Below are 17963 nucleotides of genomic sequence, written 5' to 3'. Positions count from 1 at the left end.
CGGCCTGCGGCTGAATGCCGGTGGAACGGCGCGTTCATGCCGCGTTCAGCGATGCCGCATCTCGCGCCGCCACCCTCTTGAACCGCGAAAGCGGCATTCCCAAATGAGCATGGCAGGTGCCTCACGGGCCTGCGCTCCAAAGATCCGCCTCGCCGCTGACCGGGAGGTTGAGGATCGAAACCGCAATCGTTGCTCCAAGGAGGACACCATGCGTCACGTTGATTTTTCGCCGCTCTATCGCTCCACCGTTGGCTTTGACCGCCTGTTCACCATGCTGGACAGTCTCGGCCAGCCGGATCAGGCCCAGAGCTACCCGCCCTACAATATCGAGCGTACCGGCGAAAACGCCTACCGCATCACAATGGCCGTTGCCGGCTTCGACGAAACCGAACTTTCGATCGAGGCACGTGAGCACACGCTGACGGTGAAGGGCGAGAAGGCCGAGGACAAGGCCGATGAAGGCCAGTTCCTTTATCGCGGTATCGCCAAGCGCGCTTTCGAGCGCCGCTTCCAGCTCGCAGACCATGTGGAGATCCGTGCCGCTTCGCTGAAGAACGGCCTTCTGCACATTGACCTCGTGCGCGAGATCCCGGAAGCCGCCAAGCCGCGCCGCATCGAGATCGTGTCGGCCACTTCGCAGGCCAAGCAGATCGAGGCCCAGGCGCACTAAAGCCTCTTTTTCGCTGACGGATTTCGTCAGGTGTTGTCAGGGGCGGCGTCCGGCAGGGCGCCGCCCTTCTTCGTGCCGCCTATCTGTGCCCGCGGCGTCATCAGATGGCCGCGAGAAAGGCGTCGACCTCCGCATCGGTTGTCGCAAAGGATGTGACGAAGCGGTAGAGTTCCGCGCCTTCGCCGAGCGCAAGGTCGGTCGGAACGGGCCATTCGTAGAAGGCGGCGCCACGTGCGCGCAGCGCCGCGGCCGTTGCCGTCGGCAGGATGGCGAAGACTTCATTGATGGCGGGCTCCCAGGCCAGGCGGGCTGTACGGGAGCGGCGGATGCCGTCGGCGAGCCGCGCCGCGGCGGCATTGGCCGTGCGCGCAAGGCCAAGCCAGAGATCATCCCTGAAATAGGCCTCGAACTGGGCCGAGACGAAGCGCGACTTCGAGATCACCTGCGCTGACTGCTTGTGGATGAAGGGCAGGTCGTGCGCCTTGCCCGGATCGAACACGATCAGCGCTTCGGCGCACCAGCAGCCGTTCTTCGTGCCGCCGAAGGAGAGGTGCGTGACACCGCGCTTCCAGGTCATCTCTGCCGGGGTCGTGCCGAGCGAGACGAGCGCATTGGCAAAGCGGGCGCCATCCATATGGAAGGGCAGGGCGTATCGCTGGCAGATGTCGCCGATGGCGGCGATGTCATCAAGGCCATAGAGCGTACCGGCTTCGGTGCCTTGGGTGATCGTCACCGCCATGGCCTGGCCGGCAGGAATCCTGCCCGCGGCAAGGGTGGCGAGCGTTGTTTCGAGGGGGGCAGGGTTCATTCGGCCAAAGGCGCCGCCAATGGCCGTGACCCTGCTTCCGTGAGCGAAGAATTGCGGGGCGCTGCACTCATCGACGGCCAGATGCGCCTCGGGGTGGCACAGGATGTGGCCACCCGGCCGGTTGACCGCCGCCATGGCGAGCGAATTGGCGGCGGTGCCGGTCGACACGAAAAAGACGGCGGCATCACGCTCGAAAATTTCCGAAAACCGTGCCGTCACGCGCCGGTCGATTTCGCCTGCGCCATAGGCGGGGGAATATCCGCTGGCGGCAGCAGCGAGCGCATCGGAAATGGCAGGATGGGCGCCAGCCCAATTGTCCGAACTGAAAATCATTGAAAGATACCTGGGATGTCATGGGCCGGGAGTTGGGCCGTGGGGAGATTAGCGGCTGGATGTTGCGATGCAATCGGACGGCGGCTCTTCGTGCCAAAACCGGTGGACTTTGAAACCAAAGAAAAGATTATACGCACCTTGCGTAATTTTCGTGCGCGAAACGGAAATTTTGCGAAATGTTCGAACCACTTGTCCCGAATATTTTTGGCCCGCTCCCTTGCGGTGGTGTCACGTTTCTGGCATAGAGCCTATGAAATAGGACAGCATGACTGTCCTATTTCGGTCTTCTGACCGAGTGGGTCGGCCGTCGCATCCTGCGCGCCGACCTTTCAGGCTGATCGGGACACCCTGTTGCGGGTGCCGATCTTGCCCTGCGGTCTCGAAGGCGCCTGCCGCGGGACACTTTGTCACGACCCGATCAGGTTTACGATTTATTTGGAATTCGCTTTCGTGCGGTGCACACTCATGGCCGCAGATGGAAGTGGAGTGGAAGGATAACCCCCCGGCAAGCCGGGCACCAAGGAGGGAAGACGATGACGGAATTTGCGCCATCTTTCGAGTCTCAGGCAAGACGTGCCAATGAGGCGACGGTGGTCAAAACGGCCGCCCGTCCCTCCGGCCTGCCGGACCGGCAGGGCCTTTACGATCCCCGCAACGAGCATGATGCCTGCGGCGTTGGCTTCGTCGCCCATATGAAGGGCCAGAAGTCGCACCAGATCGTCAAGGATGGCCTCTTCATCCTCGAAAACCTCACGCATCGCGGCGCGGTCGGTGCCGATCCGCTGATGGGCGACGGCGCGGGCATTCTGGTGCAGATTCCGGATCGCTTCTTTCGCGAAGAGATGGCGGCGCAGGGCGTCGTTCTGCCGAAGGCCGGCGAATATGCCGTCGGCCATGTCTTCATGCCGCAGGACGAAGCCCTCGTCGAACACTTCAAGTCCGTCATCCGCGATGTCGTGACCGAAGAAGGTCAGATCCTCCTCGGTTTCCGCGACGTGCCGGTCGACAATTCCTCGCTGTCGAAGGCGCCGGACATCGTCGCCACCGAGCCGCGCCACGTGCAGATCTTCATCGGTGCCGGTCGTAACGCTGCGACCAACGCCGAATTCGAGCGCCGTCTCTTCACGCTCCGAAAGGTGATCTCGAACCGCATCTATGCGGAATACGAGGGCAAGGAGAGCAATTTCTATCCCGTGTCGCTGTCGTCCTCGACGATCGTCTACAAGGGCATGTTCCTCGCCTATCAGGTCGGCGCCTATTACAAGGACCTCACCGATCCGCGCTTCGAGAGCGCCGTCGCGCTCGTGCATCAGCGTTTCTCCACCAACACGTTCCCGTCGTGGAAGCTTGCGCATCCCTACCGCATGGTGGCCCATAACGGCGAGATCAACACGCTGCGCGGCAACGTCAACTGGATGGCGGCGCGTCAGGCGTCGGTTTCCTCGCCGCTCTTCGGCGACGACATCTCCAAGCTCTGGCCGATCTCCTATGAGGGTCAGTCGGACACGGCCTGCTTCGACAACGCGCTCGAATTCCTCGTGCAGGGCGGCTATTCGCTGGCGCATGCCGTGATGATGCTGATCCCGGAAGCCTGGGCCGGCAACCAGCTGATGGGCGCCGAGCGGAAGGCCTTCTACGAGTATCACGCCGCCCTGATGGAGCCGTGGGACGGCCCGGCCGCGGTCTGCTTTACCGATGGCAAGCAGATCGGCGCGACGCTTGACCGCAACGGCCTGCGTCCGGCCCGCTACCTCGTCACCGACGACGATCGCATCATTCTCGCCTCCGAAGCCGGCACGCTGCCGGTGGAGGAAAGCCGCATCGTCAAGAAGTGGCGCCTGCAACCCGGCAAGATGCTGCTGATCGACATGGAAAAGGGCGCGATCATTTCCGACGAGGATGTGAAGACGCAGCTCGCCACCCGCCATCCCTACAGCAAGTGGCTGGAAAACACCCAGCTCATCCTCGAAGACCTGAAGCCCGTCGAGCCGCGCGCGCTGCGCCGCGACGTGTCGCTGCTCGATCGCCAGCAGGCCTTCGGCTACACGCAGGAAGACACGAAGCTTTTGATGTCGCCGATGGCCACGACCGGCCAGGAAGCGATCGGCTCCATGGGGACGGACACGCCGATTTCGGCGATGTCTGACAAGCCGAAGCTGCTCTATACCTATTTCAAGCAGAACTTCGCGCAGGTCACCAACCCGCCGATCGACCCGATCCGCGAAGAGCTGGTAATGAGCCTCGTCTCCTTCATCGGTCCGCGCCCAAACATTCTGGACCATGAGGGCGCGGCCCATGCCAAGCGTCTGGAAGTGCGCCAGCCGATCCTGACCAATGGCGATCTCGAAAAGATCCGCTCCATCGGCCACACCGAAGACCGTTTCGACACCAAGACGCTCGACTTCACCTATGATGTCGAGCGTGGCGCTCAAGGTCTGCCGGAAATCCTCGATCGCCTGTGCGAGCGCGCCGAAGCGGCCGTCAAGGGCGGCTACAACATCATCGTGCTCTCCGACCGCCAGATCGGCCCGGACCGCGTCGCGCTGCCGGCGCTGCTCGCAACGGCGGCCGTGCACCATCACCTCATCCGCAAGGGTCTGCGCACCTCGGTCGGTCTCGTGGTCGAAACCGGTGAAGCGCGCGAAATCCACCACTTCTGCTGCCTCGCCGGCTACGGCGCGGAAGCCATCAACCCGTACCTGGCCTTCGACACACTCACGGACATGCACAAGCGCGGCGAGTTCCCGAAGGAAGTCGATGGCGAGGAAGTGGTCTACCGCTACATCAAGGCAGTCGGTAAGGGCATTCTGAAGGTCATGTCCAAGATGGGCATCTCGACCTACCAGTCCTATTGCGGCGCGCAGATCTTCGATGCGATCGGTCTCTCGTCGGAGCTCGTCGACAAGTACTTCTTCGGCACCGCGACGACCATCGAGGGCATCGGCCTCGACCAGATCGCCGGGGAAACCTTTGCCCGCCATCAGGCAGCCTTCGGTCCGGATCCGGTTTTGACCAACACGCTCGACATCGGCGGCGAATATGCCTACCGCATGCGCGGCGAAGGCCATGCCTGGACGCCCGACGTCGTCGCCTCGCTCCAGCATGCCGTGCGTGGCAATGCGGCCGACCGCTACAAGGAGTTCGCCGAACTCGTCAACGAGTCGGCGCTGCGCATGAACACGATCCGCGGCCTGTTCCGTATCAAGGCGGCCGAGGAGTGGGGGCGCAAGCCCGTCTCGATCGACGACGTCGAGCCGGCAAGCGAGATCGTCAAGCGCTTCTCCACCGGCGCGATGTCCTTCGGTTCGATCAGCCGCGAGGCACATTCGACGCTTGCCGTGGCGATGAACCGGATCGGCGGCAAGTCGAACACGGGCGAGGGCGGCGAGGAGAGCGATCGCTATCTGCCGCTTCTCAACGGCCAGCCGAACCCCGAGCGCTCGGCCATCAAGCAGGTGGCGTCCGGCCGCTTCGGCGTGACGACGGAATATCTCGTCAATGCCGACGTGCTGCAGATCAAGGTGGCGCAGGGTGCCAAGCCCGGCGAGGGCGGCCAGCTGCCCGGCCACAAGGTCGATGCAACGATCGCCAAGACCCGTCACTCCACGCCCGGCGTCGGCCTCATCTCGCCGCCGCCGCACCACGACATCTATTCGATCGAAGATCTGGCGCAGCTGATCTACGACCTGAAAAACGTCAACCCGGAGGCCGACATCTCGGTCAAGCTGGTGTCGGAAGTGGGCGTCGGCACGGTTGCGGCCGGTGTCGCCAAGGCGCGCGCCGATCACATCATCGTCGCCGGCTTCGATGGCGGCACGGGAGCCTCGCCGCTGACGTCGTTGAAGCATGCCGGCAGCCCCTGGGAAATCGGCCTTGCCGAGACCCAGCAGACGCTGGTGCTGAACGGCCTTCGTTCGCGCATCGCGCTTCAGGTCGATGGCGGCCTGAAGACCGGCCGAGACGTTATCATCGGGGCTCTGCTCGGTGCGGACGAGTTCGGCTTTGCCACCGCGCCGCTGATCGCGGCCGGCTGCATCATGATGCGCAAGTGCCACCTCAACACCTGTCCGGTGGGCGTGGCGACACAGGATCCGGTTCTGCGCAAGCGCTTCAAGGGCACGCCCGAGCATGTCATCAACTACTTCTTCTTCGTTGCTGAGGAAGTGCGCGAAATCCTGGCTTCGCTTGGCGTCACCAAGCTGGACGAGATCATCGGCGCGACCGACCTTCTCGACAAGGATCGCCTCATCAACCACTGGAAGGCGAACGGCCTCGACTTCTCCCGTATCTTCCACAAGGTCGATGCGCCGAAGGAGGCAACCTACTGGACCGAGCGGCAGAAGCATCCGATCGACGACGTGCTCGACCGCACGCTGATCGCCCATGCGAAGCCCGCGCTCGAGAGCAAGACCCCGACCGCCTTCGAGGTCGAGATCAAGAACGTCGATCGCTCCGCCGGTGCCATGCTGTCGGGCGAAGTCGCCAAGCGCTACGGCCACAAGGGGCTGAAGGACGACACGATCCATGTGACGCTGAAGGGTACGGCGGGCCAGTCCTTTGCCGCCTTCCTCGCGCGGGGCGTGACCTTCGACCTCATTGGCGACGGCAACGACTATGTCGGCAAGGGTCTGTCGGGTGGCCGCATCATCGTACGCCCGCCGTCTGACTCCAAGATCGTGCCGGAACAGTCGATCATCGTCGGCAACACGGTGCTCTACGGCGCGATCGCCGGTGAGTGCTACTTCAACGGCGTGGCCGGCGAACGCTTCGCTGTGCGCAACTCCGGCGCCATCGCCGTCGTCGAGGGCGTGGGCGACCACGGCTGCGAATACATGACGGGCGGCGTCGTCGTGGTCATCGGCGAGACGGGGCGCAACTTCGCGGCCGGCATGTCGGGCGGTGTCGCCTATGTGCTGGACGAGAGCGGCGACTTCGCCAAGCGCTGCAACATGGCCATGGTCGAGTTGCAGCCGCTGCCGGAAGAAGACGACATGCTGGAGAAGCTGCACCACCACGGCGGCGATCTCATGCACAAGGGCATGGTGGATGTCAGCGGCGACATGACGCGTCACGACGAGGAGCGGCTCTACCAGCTGGTCTCCAACCACCTGCACTACACCGGTTCGCCGCGCGCCAAGCAGATCCTGGACAACTGGACTGAATTCCGCCCGAAGTTCCGCAAGGTGATGCCGGTCGAATATCGCCGCGCGCTGGAAGACATGGAGCGCATGAAGATGGCCGACGCGGCCGAGTGATTTGTTGCAGCGCCGCCTTCGTGATATGACATTGGCATATGACAAGGTCAGGGCGAAGGCGGAGGCTGCGATGGGTGCAACGAAGGAAAGAGAAGTCAGCATTTTCCGGAACGGCCGCAGCCGTGCGGTTCGAATTCCCTCGGATTTCGAAATTGAGGGCGATAGCGTGATGATGTCCCAGGACGAGAAGGGCATCATTCACATCTCGCCCAAAGAGAAGAAGATGTCCTTGCTGGAAGTTCTGGACTGGCTCGAAACACAGGAGCCTTTCGAGGAAGAGTTTCCCGAGATAGACGATCCGCTGCCGGAACCCGTCGATCTGTGATGGTCGTGATGAGATATCTTCTCGACACGAACATCATATCCAATGTCATTGCCCATCCGCTGGGCAAGGTTGCCCGGCGCGTACGGACCGAAGTCATGGCAGGGAATGTCTTCACGAGCATCATCGTCGTGTCGGAGCTTCGCTTTGGTTACACGAAGGTCTCGTCGAAGCGGCTCAAGGAGGCCTACGACCGGTTTCTGGGCGGCATCGTCGTCGAAAACTGGGAGAGGCCATTCGACCACGTCTACGCCGAGCTTCGCGCGGAGATGGAGCGGAAGGGAAAACTGATCGGCACGATGGACATGCTGATCGCCACGCATGCTGTTGCGACCGATGCGATTGTCGTGACCGCCAACGAACGCGAATTTTCCCGGGTGCCGGGGCTGAGGGTCGAGAACTGGATGGCGTAAGGCCGTCGCGCTGGAGGGATGGACATGATCGTCACGACGACGAACACGATCGAGGGACGCGAGATCGTCGACTACAAGGGCATCGTCACGGGCGAGGCGATCCTCGGCACCAATGTGTTCCGCGATTTCTTCGCCAGCATCCGCGACATCGTCGGCGGGCGTTCGGGGTCCTACGAGCGGGTTCTGCGCGATGCGCGCGAGACGGCAATTGCCGAGTTGCAGGCGGAAGCCCGCGCACTCGGCGCCAATGCGATTGTCGGCATCGACATCGATTATGAGACGATTTCGACCGGTTCCAGCGGGTCGATGCTGATGGTTTCGGCGTCCGGCACCGCTGTCGTGGTCCGGTAAACAGGTGGGAAGAAGATGGGCAAGGTAACAGGTTTTCTGGAAATCGACCGGCAGGTCGCCAAGTATCAGCCGGCGTCGGATCGTATCCGTCACTTCCGCGAATTCACCATTCCGATGTCGGAAGCCGAGGTGCAGAAGCAGGCGGCGCGCTGCATGGACTGTGGCGTGCCCTATTGCCACGGCCCGACCGGCTGCCCGGTGCACAACCAGATCCCGGATTGGAACGATCTCGTCTACAGCGGCAACTGGGAAGAGGCGATCCGCAACCTGCACTCGACAAACAACTTCCCGGAGTTTACCGGCCGTGTCTGCCCCGCGCCTTGCGAGGAAGCCTGCACGCTGAACCTCGAGGATGCGCCCGTTACCATCAAGACGGTAGAGCAGGCGATTGCCGACAAGGCCTATGAGATGGGCTATATCGTGCCGCAGCCGGCCGTCGTGAAGACCGGCAAGAAGGTTGCGATCATAGGTTCGGGCCCCGCCGGCATGGCTGCTGCCCAGCAACTGGCGCGCGCCGGTCATGAGGTTCACGTCTTCGAGCGCGAGTCGAAGGCCGGCGGCCTCCTGCGCTACGGCATTCCGGACTTCAAGATGGAAAAGAACTTCATCGATCGCCGCGTCGACCAGATGAAGGGCGAGGGTGTCACCTTCCACTACGGCGTCAATGTCGGCGTGGACAAGCCGGTGGCGGACCTCATCGCCGAGCACGACGCCGTGCTCTACTGCGGCGGCTCCGAAACGCCGCGCGATGCCGGCATTCCAGGCGTCGAATTCACCGGCGTTCACGATGCCATGCCCTATCTCGTGCAGCAGAACCGCCGCGTCGGGCGCGAGACGATCGACAGCGTCGGCTGGCCGTCCGATCCGATCCTGGCCGGTGGCAAGCATGTCGTCGTGGTCGGTGGTGGCGATACCGCGTCCGACTGCGTCGGCACAGCTTTCCGGCAGGGCGCCGTCAAGGTCACCCAGCTCGACATCCGTCCGCAGCCGCCGGAAAAGGAAGACAAGCTTTCGGTCTGGCCCTTCTGGGCGACGAAGATGCGCACCTCTTCCTCGCAGGCCGAAGGCGCCGTGCGCGAGTTTCAGGTCGCCACGCTCGAATTCGTCGGCGAAGACGGTCTGCTGACCGGCGTGAAGTGCTGTCAGGTCGATGACCGCCGCAAGCCGATACCGGGCACGGAGTTCATCATCAAGGCCGACCTCGCCTTCATCGCCATCGGTTTCCGCGGCCCGTTCACCTCGAGCGTGCTGAAGGACCTCGGTGACGAACTGACGATCTACACGGACAAGCGCGGCTCCTCGAACGTGGTCGCCAACGACCGCGACTACCGCACCTCGGTCGACAAGGTCTGGGCTGCCGGCGACGTGCGCCGTGGCCAGTCGCTGGTCGTCTGGGCCATCCGCGAGGGCCGCCAGGCTGCCCGTGCGATCGACGAAGCGCTGATGGGCGCCAGCGTTCTGCCGCGCTGATCGCAATTTGCCGGATCACCATGAAGGGCCGCGACGGTTCAGCCGTCGCGGCCCTTCATTTTGTTTGCGATCCGCAAGGCGCCGGTGTTCAGTTCCGGATGACGGGATTGCTGATGACGTTGGCCGGCTTGGCGAGGCGAAAATCATCGACGCGGCCGTTCGGGGCCTCGCCGGTCTCGCCGCCTTCCAGCAGCCGGGCGATCGGGCTCTTGTCGGCCGCGACGGGTGTCGGGCCGGCGCCGAGCAGTGTATCGCCGCCGTCCAGCGCGGGATCGGTGAGCGCAATGGGTGGCGTGCGGGTGATCTCGGAGGGCGGGGCGAGGGTCGGCTTGAGGTCCGTGGGTCCTTGCTCTGTCGCCTGCGGCAGGCCGGGGTCGATGCCGACGCCGAGGATGCGACGAATGTCCTTTTCGACATAGAAGGCCATCTTGCGTTTGCCGGCGCGCGTCATGTTGATGCCGTCGGAACCGCGAAGGCGAACCTGCTGGCCGTTCAGATCCGGGCCTGTCACCATGAACTTCCCGTCGGCGTCGACAAAGCCATCCCAGATGTCGATGAAATCGCCCTTCACCGTCTCGGTTGCCTCGCGATAGAGCGTATTGAAGCTCGCCATATCGGCCATCATCGACGATGTCTGGAATGGCGGCATGCCGACCCAGATCAGCGGAGCGCCCGTCTGCCGCCCGATGGCGGCGAAGGCGGAGACACGCCGCTCGTATTCGGCAAGCCAGGCATCGGTGCGGAATTTCTCGCGCGTGCCATTCGCAAGGCGGATTTGCTGGCGGTCGTTGGCGCCGATCATGATGACGACGGCGTCGGGCTTGACCTGCGCGATGGCGCTGGCAAGCTTTTCAGGCCAGTTGTAATAGTCGTCGCGCACGAGGCCGGAGGCGGTGTTCGCCCGTGTTTCGATGACGATGTCCGGCGCCTGCGCAAAGGCTTCCTTCAGCCCGTCGCCGAGGCCGGCAGCGATGAAGTCGCCTATCACGAGAACTTTCTTCGCATCGGCGGCCTTCTCAGCGGCCGGCGCCGCCTTGGGCACGGCATTGCCGGCTGCCGCTGCTGCCGGGCGCCGCTTGCGCTGTGGCCGCGCGTCAGGCCGCTCGGGGAATGCGTCGGCACCTCGCCCGGCATCGAATCGGCGCGGCGCCTGCTCGATGCGTTCACGACCGAAGAACATGTCGAAGAGCGTGCGGCGGCGTTCCTGCGCCCCGGCCGTGTCAGCGATCGTGAAGCCAAGCGAAAGGCAGATGAACGCCAGCAGCGCGCGCAGCAGCGATCGCATCCGTGCGCGTTTCGCCTGCCGCTGTCCATTCGATATCGACCCGGTCATGATGCCTCGGGCGGGAGCCGCCGCGCGCCCCCTATGGGCCGCGGCGATCTGCCGTCTGTTACTTGCGCAGAAGGTTCAGGAGATGCTGGGTGGGCTGGCCATCCGGCGTCATGCCGTTGCGCTGCTGGAAGGCCTGGATCGCGGCCTTGGAGCCGGAGCCGAAATTGCCGTCCACTTCGCCGTCATAGTAGCCCATCTGCTTCAGCCTGCTCTGCAGCTCGAACTTTTCGCTGACGTCCAGCGATCCGTCCGGACGCGGCCAGCGCTGCTGCATGCCGCCGTAGCCGGCGATCTGGTCGGCAAGAAGGCCGACGCCGAGCGCGTAGGAATCGGAGGCATTGTAGCGCTTGATGACGAAGAAATTGCGCGTCATCAGGAAGCCCGGCCCATTGCCCCCCGCCGGCATCTTCAGTTCGGCCCGCTGGTCCGGGTTGCGGAAGCCTTTGCCGTTGGGGCGGGCAAGACCGAGCTTCTGCCATTGGGCGAGCGTCTTCGACTGGCCGGAATAGCGCGCGGCGGAGGCGGGAACCACGACCTCGTAGCCCCAGGTCTCGCCGGTGCGCCAACCGTTCTTCTTCAGAAGGTTTGCGGCGGTGGCAAGGGCGTCCGGTACGGAGTTCCAGATGTCGCGATGGCCATTGCCGTCCGCATCGATGGCGTAGAGCAGGTAGCTCGTCGGGATGAACTGGGTGTGGCCCATCGCGCCGGCCCAGGAGCCGGTGAGCTCGCGCGGCGTGATATCGCCCGACTGCAGGATCTTCAGGGCGGCAATCAGCTGCGTGCGGGCGAACTTGGCGCGGCGGTCATCGGCATAGGCGAGTGTCGCCAGCGCCCGCGGCACATAGTGCAGACGGTCTTCCTTTTCGAGGATCGCGCCGTAGTTGGACTCCATCGACCAGATGGCGAGCAGAATGGTACGGTCGACCCCGAAATGCTTCTCGATGGCGTTCAGCGTGCGCTCGTGCTTGGCAGCCATTTCCTGACCGACGCCCCGCGTGTAAGGATTGACGCGTGAATCGACATACTCCCAGATCTTGTGCTTGAACTCTGGCTGGTAGCGTGCTTTTTCGAGCACCGTCGGGTCCGGCGTCTTCACGCCGGCAAAGGCCTGGCGATAGGTCTGGGCCGTGATGCCGCTTTTGGCAGCCGTCTTGTAAAAATCCTGGATCCATTGCTGGAAGCCGGCATCGGCATGGGCGACGCCCGAGGAGAAAGGTGCGCCGACGAGGAGGAAGGTGGCAACGGAGATCCTTGCAAGGAGGGTCTTGGCCGGCTTGAACATCGCTTGTCGCTCCCGTACTCATGCACATGGCGTTGATCGCGCAACCATGCGTTTTTAACGTTTGCGGCACTGCTCGTGATTGGAGCCTCGTGCCGTTCGGAATGCCCGGTGCCGCCTCGGCGCCGGTCGGACAAAATTACGAAAACGAAGTCAACAAACTCTTTACCATGCTCCCATTCGGCAGAGGCCATTCTTAAAAAAATAGCAAATGGAACTTATGCCGTCCGGGAAGCTTAGGCCAAACGATCAAATCTCATGAACCGGAGATGTCAATGAGTGCCAGGAATAAAGTTCGCAAAGCCGTTTTCCCTGTCGCAGGGCTCGGCACCCGTTTCCTTCCCGCCACGAAGGCCGTGCCGAAGGAAATGCTGACGGTCGTCGACAAGCCCGTCATCCAGTATGTCGTCGATGAGGCCATCGAGGCCGGCATCGAGCACCTCGTCTTCGTTACGGGCCGCGGAAAGGCGGTCATCGAGGACTATTTCGACATTCAGGTTGAACTCGAGCAGACGCTGCGCGAACGCAACAAGAAGGTCGAAATCGAGCTTCTGGAAGGCATTCTGCCCGCTGCCGGCATGACGAGCTTTACGCGCCAGCAGGCGCCGCTTGGCCTTGGTCACGCCGTCTGGTGCGCCCGCGACATCGTTGGGAACGAACCCTTTGCCGTTCTTCTGCCCGACATGATCATGCGCGGCGAAAAGGGTTGCCTGAAGGGCATGATGGAAGTCTACGAGCAGACCGGCGGCAACGTCCTGGCTGTCGAGGAGTGCCATCCGGACCAGGCCCACAAATACGGCATCGTCGGTGTCGGCAAGGAAGTCGGTGGCGGCTACGAAATTACAAAGATGGTCGAAAAGCCGGCCAAGGGTACGGCGCCTTCCAACTTCTTCATCAACGGCCGCTACATCCTCCAGCCGGACATTTTCAACATTCTGGAAACCCAGGAGCGCGGCGCCGGCAACGAGATCCAGCTGACCGATGGCATGCTGAAGCTGCTCGAAAAGCAGGCCTTTGCGGCCTACCACTTCCGCGGCGAAACCTACGACTGCGGCGCCAAGGATGGCTTCATCCTCGCGAACGTCGCCTTTGCGCTTGCCCGGGCGGATATCCGCCCCTCGGTCGAGGAGCAGTTGAAGGCGCTTCTCGCGCGCTGATTGCTTCACCGGGATCTGGTTACACTGAAGGGCGCTCCTCGGGGCGCCCTTTGTCATAGCGGCGACGTCTTGGACGTCTCGGGCTGAGACGCCTCCCGCCCGTTTGAGGAACGACCCTATCGGCGCAGTGTCAGACCAACGCCGATGCGGGCGACATCGGTGGAGCTTCCGACGGCGGGCGTGGTGCGCTCATAGCCGATATCGCCTGACAGGGCGAGATAGCGGGTGAAGTCCCAGGTCAGGCCCGCGCCCGCTGTCAGGACACGCTCATCCGTCCCAGTCGACCCGGAGGGATAATTGCGGAAGGTGACGCCGCCGGCGAGCCGGGCCACGAGGTTGTCGCGCAGCGCATGGGTGATCTCGCTCGAGAGCTGGTAGGCGACATAGCCGCTCTGGCCGGCGGTGGTGGAAGGCTCCACCGTGGTCGCAAGGCGCAGGGCGACATCGGTGCCGCGCTGTGGCGACCAGTTCATCAAACCGTCGAAGGTGATGGCGTCGATGGCGGCGAGACGCCCGTCGTCGAAACGCACGGTCTCGTAGCCGGCGCCGATTTCGCCGCGCAGCTTTTCCCCGAGATCCACCTGCACCCCGGCGCGGCCGGCATAGCTGGTGGCCGAACGTTCATAGCCGAGGCTGTCGGTCCGCAGATCATAAAGGGTGCGGCCGACCGAGGCCTCAAGGAAGGGAATAAGGGCGGGCGAGAGCTCGTAGCCGAGACGGCCCGTCAGCGTCACCGCATTGCGGTCGCGGTCCTTCAGCGTCAGCGTCGTACCGTTGTCGAGGGCAACATTGCCATAGGTGCGGCGGTTGAAACTGGTGTTGATGGAGCCGCGGATCAGGCCGAAATCATGGGTGATCCCTGCGCCGGCGCGGAACGTGTTGATGCCGGCCTGTTCGAGGGCGTTGGCAACTGCGTTCGGATCGGTCGTGCTTTCCCGTTCGAAACCGTAGCCGGCCGAGAGGGTGGCGACCGTATCGCGGGTGATGTCGAGGCGCAGGCGTGCGTCGATCGTCTGGCGGGGCTTTTCGTCGCCCGTGCCGCTCAGATTGCGCTGGAAGATTCCGTCGCCGGTGATCGCCAGTTCATGGCGCGACCAGTCGGAGGTCAGCGAGCCCTTGAGGCCGGTTTCCAGGAAGCCGCGCGTCTGGCGACGCGCGCCGGTGCGGGTCGTCTCGGTGTTGTAGCTTGTCGTCAGCGAGGGTTTGAGGATGAAACTCCCGAGGCGGATGCCGGGGGCGGTGCCGTCATCCGGTCGCGTGCGCCTGGAAAGGCCGTCAATCGTGGTTTCGCGCGCATTGAGGCGGCCGACATCAGCGGCAAAATCGGGATCGCTGACGAGGCGAGGCTCACGGCCAAGCGAGCCGGTGGCCTGCGGATCGACCGTCGCCGAAGGGTTCGCCGTCGTTGCGCTTGCAGTCCCGGTCGCGGGTGTCGCCGTGGGCGACGACGTCACGCTGGCGGCGGCGGCAAGGGCGAGAGCGCTGGTCGCCTGCGTCTGGCTCTGGCTTTGCGGCGCAGACTGGGCCAGGGCGGTGCCGGTGATGGCGCAGGTGAAGGCGCAGGCCGAGAGCGCAGCGGCCACGCGCCTGCGTTTGCGATCGCGATGCTGCCCCGTTGACGCCATGCCGCCGATTCCAATTGCCAAGCCTGAACGGTTCCCGCCATGCTGGCGAAACCAAATCTTGCGCAATCGTAAACGGGCGTGGTTAACGCGGCGTTAAAAGGCCGGCTTTCACACTGGCTCAGGGCTTTGAACCCAAATGCTTTTACAAACCTCTCATTGCGCCTCGACGCGCAATTGGCCGCCATGGGCGCCGGCGACGCGCACCCGGCTGCCTGCGGGCAGATCCGGCCCTTCCACCGACCAGATCGTGTCGTCCAGCCGGATGCGGCCACGGCCCTCGCGGATCGGCTGTTCGAGGACGGCGGTGCGGCCGACAAGGCTTGCGGTGCGCTGGTTGAGCAGCGGTTCGTCCGAACCCTTGTCGCTCGCCGAAAGCAGGCGGCGACCGGCCAGCGTGACAGCAATCGCCAGAAGCGCGAAGATGACAAGCTGGACATGCCAGCTCCACCAGGCGCTCTCCCAGAGAAGAAGCGAGGCAAGCCCGGTGATGAGGGCGGCAAGGCCGATCCACACCAGGAAGACGCCGGGCACCACCACTTCGGCGGCGAGCAGCACGAAGCCTGCCACCCACCAGACCCAGGGCCCGAGTTCGGTGATGATCCGGGCGATCATGCCGGGTCCCCGTTCTGCGGCTGCGGCGGGAGGAAGACGTTGGTCGGCTGCGGTGTCGCGCCGGTCTGGGGCGTCGAGGTGCGGGCGCGCGGGGCCGGGCGGGTCGGGGGCGCCGCGCCATCGCCGAAGACCTCGCGCGCGATGGCGCCGATGCCGCCGAGCGAGCCGATCAGCGCGGAGGCTTCGACCGGCATCAGCACGACCTTGGAGTTCGGCGCCGAGCCGATGGCGCCCAGTGCCTCGGTATATTTCTGCGCCACGAAGTAGTTGATGGCCTGTACGTCGCCGGAGGCAATGGCCTCGGAGACGACACGCGTCGCCTTGGCCTCGGCTTCGGCCAGACGCTCGCGCGCCTCGGCATCGCGGAAGGCGGCTTCGCGCTGGCCTTCGGCCTGCAGGATCGCCGACTGCTTGGCGCCTTCGGCCCTCAAGATCTGCGCATTGCGGGCGCCTTCGGCTTCGAGCACCAGGGCGCGCTTTTCACGTTCCGCCTTCATCTGCCGCGCCATGGCATCGACGAGGTCCTTCGGTGGCTGGATGTCCTTGATCTCGACGCGGGTGATCTTGATGCCCCAGGGATTGGCGGCCTCGTCCACGACCTTCAGCAGCTTCTCGTTGATCGTGTCGCGGTTCGACAGGAGCTCGTCGAGGTCCATCGAGCCCATGACGGAGCGGATGTTGGTCATGGTGAGGTTGAGGATGGCGTTTTCGAGATCGGCAACCTGATAGGCCGCCTGGGCGGCGTTCAGCACCTGATAGAAGGCGACGGCATCGGCCGAGCAGCTGGCATTGTCGCGGGTGATGACCTCTTGGGTCGGAACGTCCAGCACCTGTTCCATGATGTTCATGCGGGCGCCGATCTTGTCGATGAAGGGCACGATGAGGTTGAGGCCGGGTTCGAGCGTGCGGGTATAGCGGCCGAAGCGCTCGACCGTGTAGCGATAGCCCTGCGGCACCGTCTTGATCCCGGCAAAGAGCACGAGAATGACGAGCACGACGAAGGCGATGACGACGATGTCAGTGCCGGAAAGGATGCCGAGATCGAGGATGTCCATAGGTCTCTCCTGCCAGGGCGCACGAGGGCTCGTCGCGTGCGCGGGACATGCGGCGCAGAGGGTGCCGCACCGCGGGAGGGTCGTGCGTCGCACGGCCCGTTCCCTTTAAGACGTGGCAGGTGGCGGTTCTATTTGCAAGGCATGCGAAAAGGCTGGGTCAGATCCAGCCCTGCAATTCGCGGCGCACGATGTGTTCGAGGACGTTCATGCCTTCCGCGCTGTCGTTGAGGCAGGGGATATGGGCGAACTTCTCGCCGCCATTGTGCAGGAAGCTCTCGCCGGCTTCGCCCGCGATTTCCTCAAGCGTTTCCAGGCAGTCGGACACAAAGCCCGGATTGAGGACGGCGATGCGCTTGATTCCGCGCTGCGCCAGTTCCTCCACTGTCTTGTCCGTATAGGGCTGCAGCCATTCCTCCGGCCCGAAGCGGGACTGGAAGGTGACCATCAGCTTTTCCTTCGACCAGCCGAGACGGTCGCGCAGGAGGCGCGTCGTCTTGTAGCACTGGCAGTGATAGGGATCACCCTTCATGAAATAGGACTTCGGAATGCCGTGATAGGAGGTCAGCACGACCTCCGGCTCCCAGTCGAGGGTGGCGAGGTGCTTCTCGATGGAGACGGCAAGCGCGTCGATATAGACGGGGTCGTCATGGTAGCGCGGCACGGTCCGCAGCGCCGGCTGCCAGCGCATCTTGAGCAGCGCCTTGAAGGCCTCGTCATTGACGGTCGCGGTCGTGGCGGCAGCATATTGGGGATAGAGCGGGAAAAGCAGGATCTTCTCGCAGCCGTCCTTCTGCAACTCGTCCATCTTCGAGCGGATCGAGGGCTGGCCGTAGCGCATGGCCCAGTCGACGCGCACCTTGGGATGATCGGCAAAGGCGGCCGCGAGCTTGTCGGACTGGCTGCGCGTGTAGGTGCGCAGGTAGCTTTCGTCGAGATCGTGGTTCCAGATCTCCTCGTAGGCCTTGCCGACCTTCTGCGGACGGCGGTTGAGGACGATGCCGAACAGGATCGGATACCAGTAGAAGGGCGACCACTCGATCACGCGTCGGTCCATCAGGAATTCCTTCAGGTAGCGACGCATGGAGGTATAGTCCGTGCCGTCAGGCGTGCCGAGATTGACGATGAGCACACCGACCTTGCCAAATTTCACGGGCGGGTGGTTCACGGCGGTCATGGCAGCAATCTGCGCCGCGTTCTCGGCATCCATCGGGTTCATCATCAGTCCTGTCTCGGCCGTCTTGCCGGCCCTGCATCTTCAGTCCACTGCGGGCCTATACGGC

Annotated in this window: 14 protein-coding genes; 7 read left to right on the top strand and 7 right to left on the bottom strand. The window is 63.7% G+C overall.

The genetic code is table 11. The annotated features are described in order from the left end of the window. The first annotated feature begins 208 nt into the window (after positions 1-208). The gene (locus F3H41_RS08600) at positions 209-670 is read left to right on the top strand and encodes an Hsp20 family protein (protein ID WP_149738126.1); all 462 of its coding nucleotides are present in this window, start codon (positions 209-211) and stop codon (positions 668-670) included. Positions 671-770: 100 nt separating this feature from the next. Here F3H41_RS08600 and F3H41_RS08595 read toward each other — a convergent pair whose 3' ends face one another. Beyond that, positions 771-1811 (bottom strand): beta-eliminating lyase-related protein, encoded by a 1041-nt coding sequence (locus F3H41_RS08595; protein ID WP_149738125.1) that lies wholly within the window; start codon positions 1809-1811, stop codon positions 771-773. A 533-nt stretch (positions 1812-2344) separates the two neighbouring features. Here F3H41_RS08595 and gltB point away from each other — a divergent pair. The 5 genes from gltB (at position 2345) to F3H41_RS08570 (ending at position 9622) form a co-directional block, all read left to right on the top strand. After that, positions 2345-7066 (top strand): glutamate synthase large subunit, encoded by a 4722-nt coding sequence (gltB, locus tag F3H41_RS08590; protein WP_149738124.1) that lies wholly within the window; start codon positions 2345-2347, stop codon positions 7064-7066. A gap of 70 nt (positions 7067-7136) precedes the next feature. Then, positions 7137-7391, top strand: a complete 255-nt coding sequence (locus F3H41_RS08585) for an AbrB/MazE/SpoVT family DNA-binding domain-containing protein (RefSeq protein ID WP_149738123.1) — start codon at positions 7137-7139, stop codon at positions 7389-7391. Next, a complete protein-coding gene (locus tag F3H41_RS08580; protein WP_149738122.1) occupies positions 7391-7801 on the top strand; it encodes a type II toxin-antitoxin system VapC family toxin in 411 nt (136 codons plus the stop codon). The genes F3H41_RS08585 and F3H41_RS08580 overlap by 1 nt, the downstream gene beginning before the upstream one ends. 24 nt (positions 7802-7825) lie before the next feature. Continuing rightward, complete coding sequence (locus F3H41_RS08575) at positions 7826-8152, top strand: heavy metal-binding domain-containing protein (protein WP_149738121.1); 327 nt, start codon at positions 7826-7828, stop codon at positions 8150-8152. Between the two features lie 15 nt (positions 8153-8167). Then, positions 8168-9622, top strand: a complete 1455-nt coding sequence (locus F3H41_RS08570; RefSeq protein WP_149738120.1) for a glutamate synthase subunit beta — start codon at positions 8168-8170, stop codon at positions 9620-9622. An 88-nt stretch (positions 9623-9710) separates the two neighbouring features. Here the strand turns inward: F3H41_RS08570 and F3H41_RS08565 are convergent, their stop codons facing one another. Then, positions 9711-10907, bottom strand: a complete 1197-nt coding sequence (locus tag F3H41_RS08565; protein WP_244616105.1) for a DUF459 domain-containing protein — start codon at positions 10905-10907, stop codon at positions 9711-9713. 106 nt (positions 10908-11013) lie between these two features. Then, positions 11014-12237, bottom strand: coding sequence for a lytic murein transglycosylase (locus tag F3H41_RS08560; protein ID WP_149738118.1), 1224 nt, complete (start codon positions 12235-12237; stop codon positions 11014-11016). A gap of 272 nt (positions 12238-12509) precedes the next feature. Between F3H41_RS08560 and galU the strand changes: the two genes are divergently transcribed. Beyond that, positions 12510-13391, top strand: a complete 882-nt coding sequence (gene galU / locus F3H41_RS08555) for a UTP--glucose-1-phosphate uridylyltransferase GalU (RefSeq protein WP_149738117.1) — start codon at positions 12510-12512, stop codon at positions 13389-13391. Between the two features lie 116 nt (positions 13392-13507). On the opposite strand, the gene F3H41_RS08550 is transcribed toward galU, so the two are convergent. The 4 genes from F3H41_RS08550 to hemH all read right to left on the bottom strand — a co-directional run bounded on the left by F3H41_RS08550 (position 13508) and on the right by hemH (position 17890). After that, the gene (locus F3H41_RS08550) at positions 13508-15016 is read right to left on the bottom strand and encodes an outer membrane beta-barrel protein (protein ID WP_149738116.1); all 1509 of its coding nucleotides are present in this window, start codon (positions 15014-15016) and stop codon (positions 13508-13510) included. 153 nt (positions 15017-15169) lie between these two features. Then, positions 15170-15628, bottom strand: coding sequence for an NfeD family protein (locus tag F3H41_RS08545; RefSeq protein WP_149738115.1), 459 nt, complete (start codon positions 15626-15628; stop codon positions 15170-15172). Beyond that, positions 15625-16683, bottom strand: coding sequence for an SPFH domain-containing protein (locus tag F3H41_RS08540; RefSeq protein ID WP_149738114.1), 1059 nt, complete (start codon positions 16681-16683; stop codon positions 15625-15627). The genes F3H41_RS08545 and F3H41_RS08540 overlap by 4 nt, the downstream gene beginning before the upstream one ends. A 157-nt stretch (positions 16684-16840) precedes the next feature. Next, the gene (hemH, locus tag F3H41_RS08535) at positions 16841-17890 is read right to left on the bottom strand and encodes a ferrochelatase (RefSeq protein ID WP_149738284.1); all 1050 of its coding nucleotides are present in this window, start codon (positions 17888-17890) and stop codon (positions 16841-16843) included. Positions 17891-17963 lie beyond the last annotated feature (73 nt).

It is taken from the genome of Rhizobium sp. RU20A (assembly GCF_900155885.1).
In the GTDB taxonomy this organism is placed as follows: Bacteria; Pseudomonadota; Alphaproteobacteria; order Rhizobiales; family Rhizobiaceae; genus RU20A.
This window is presented reverse-complemented; position numbering and strand designations above follow the sequence as displayed.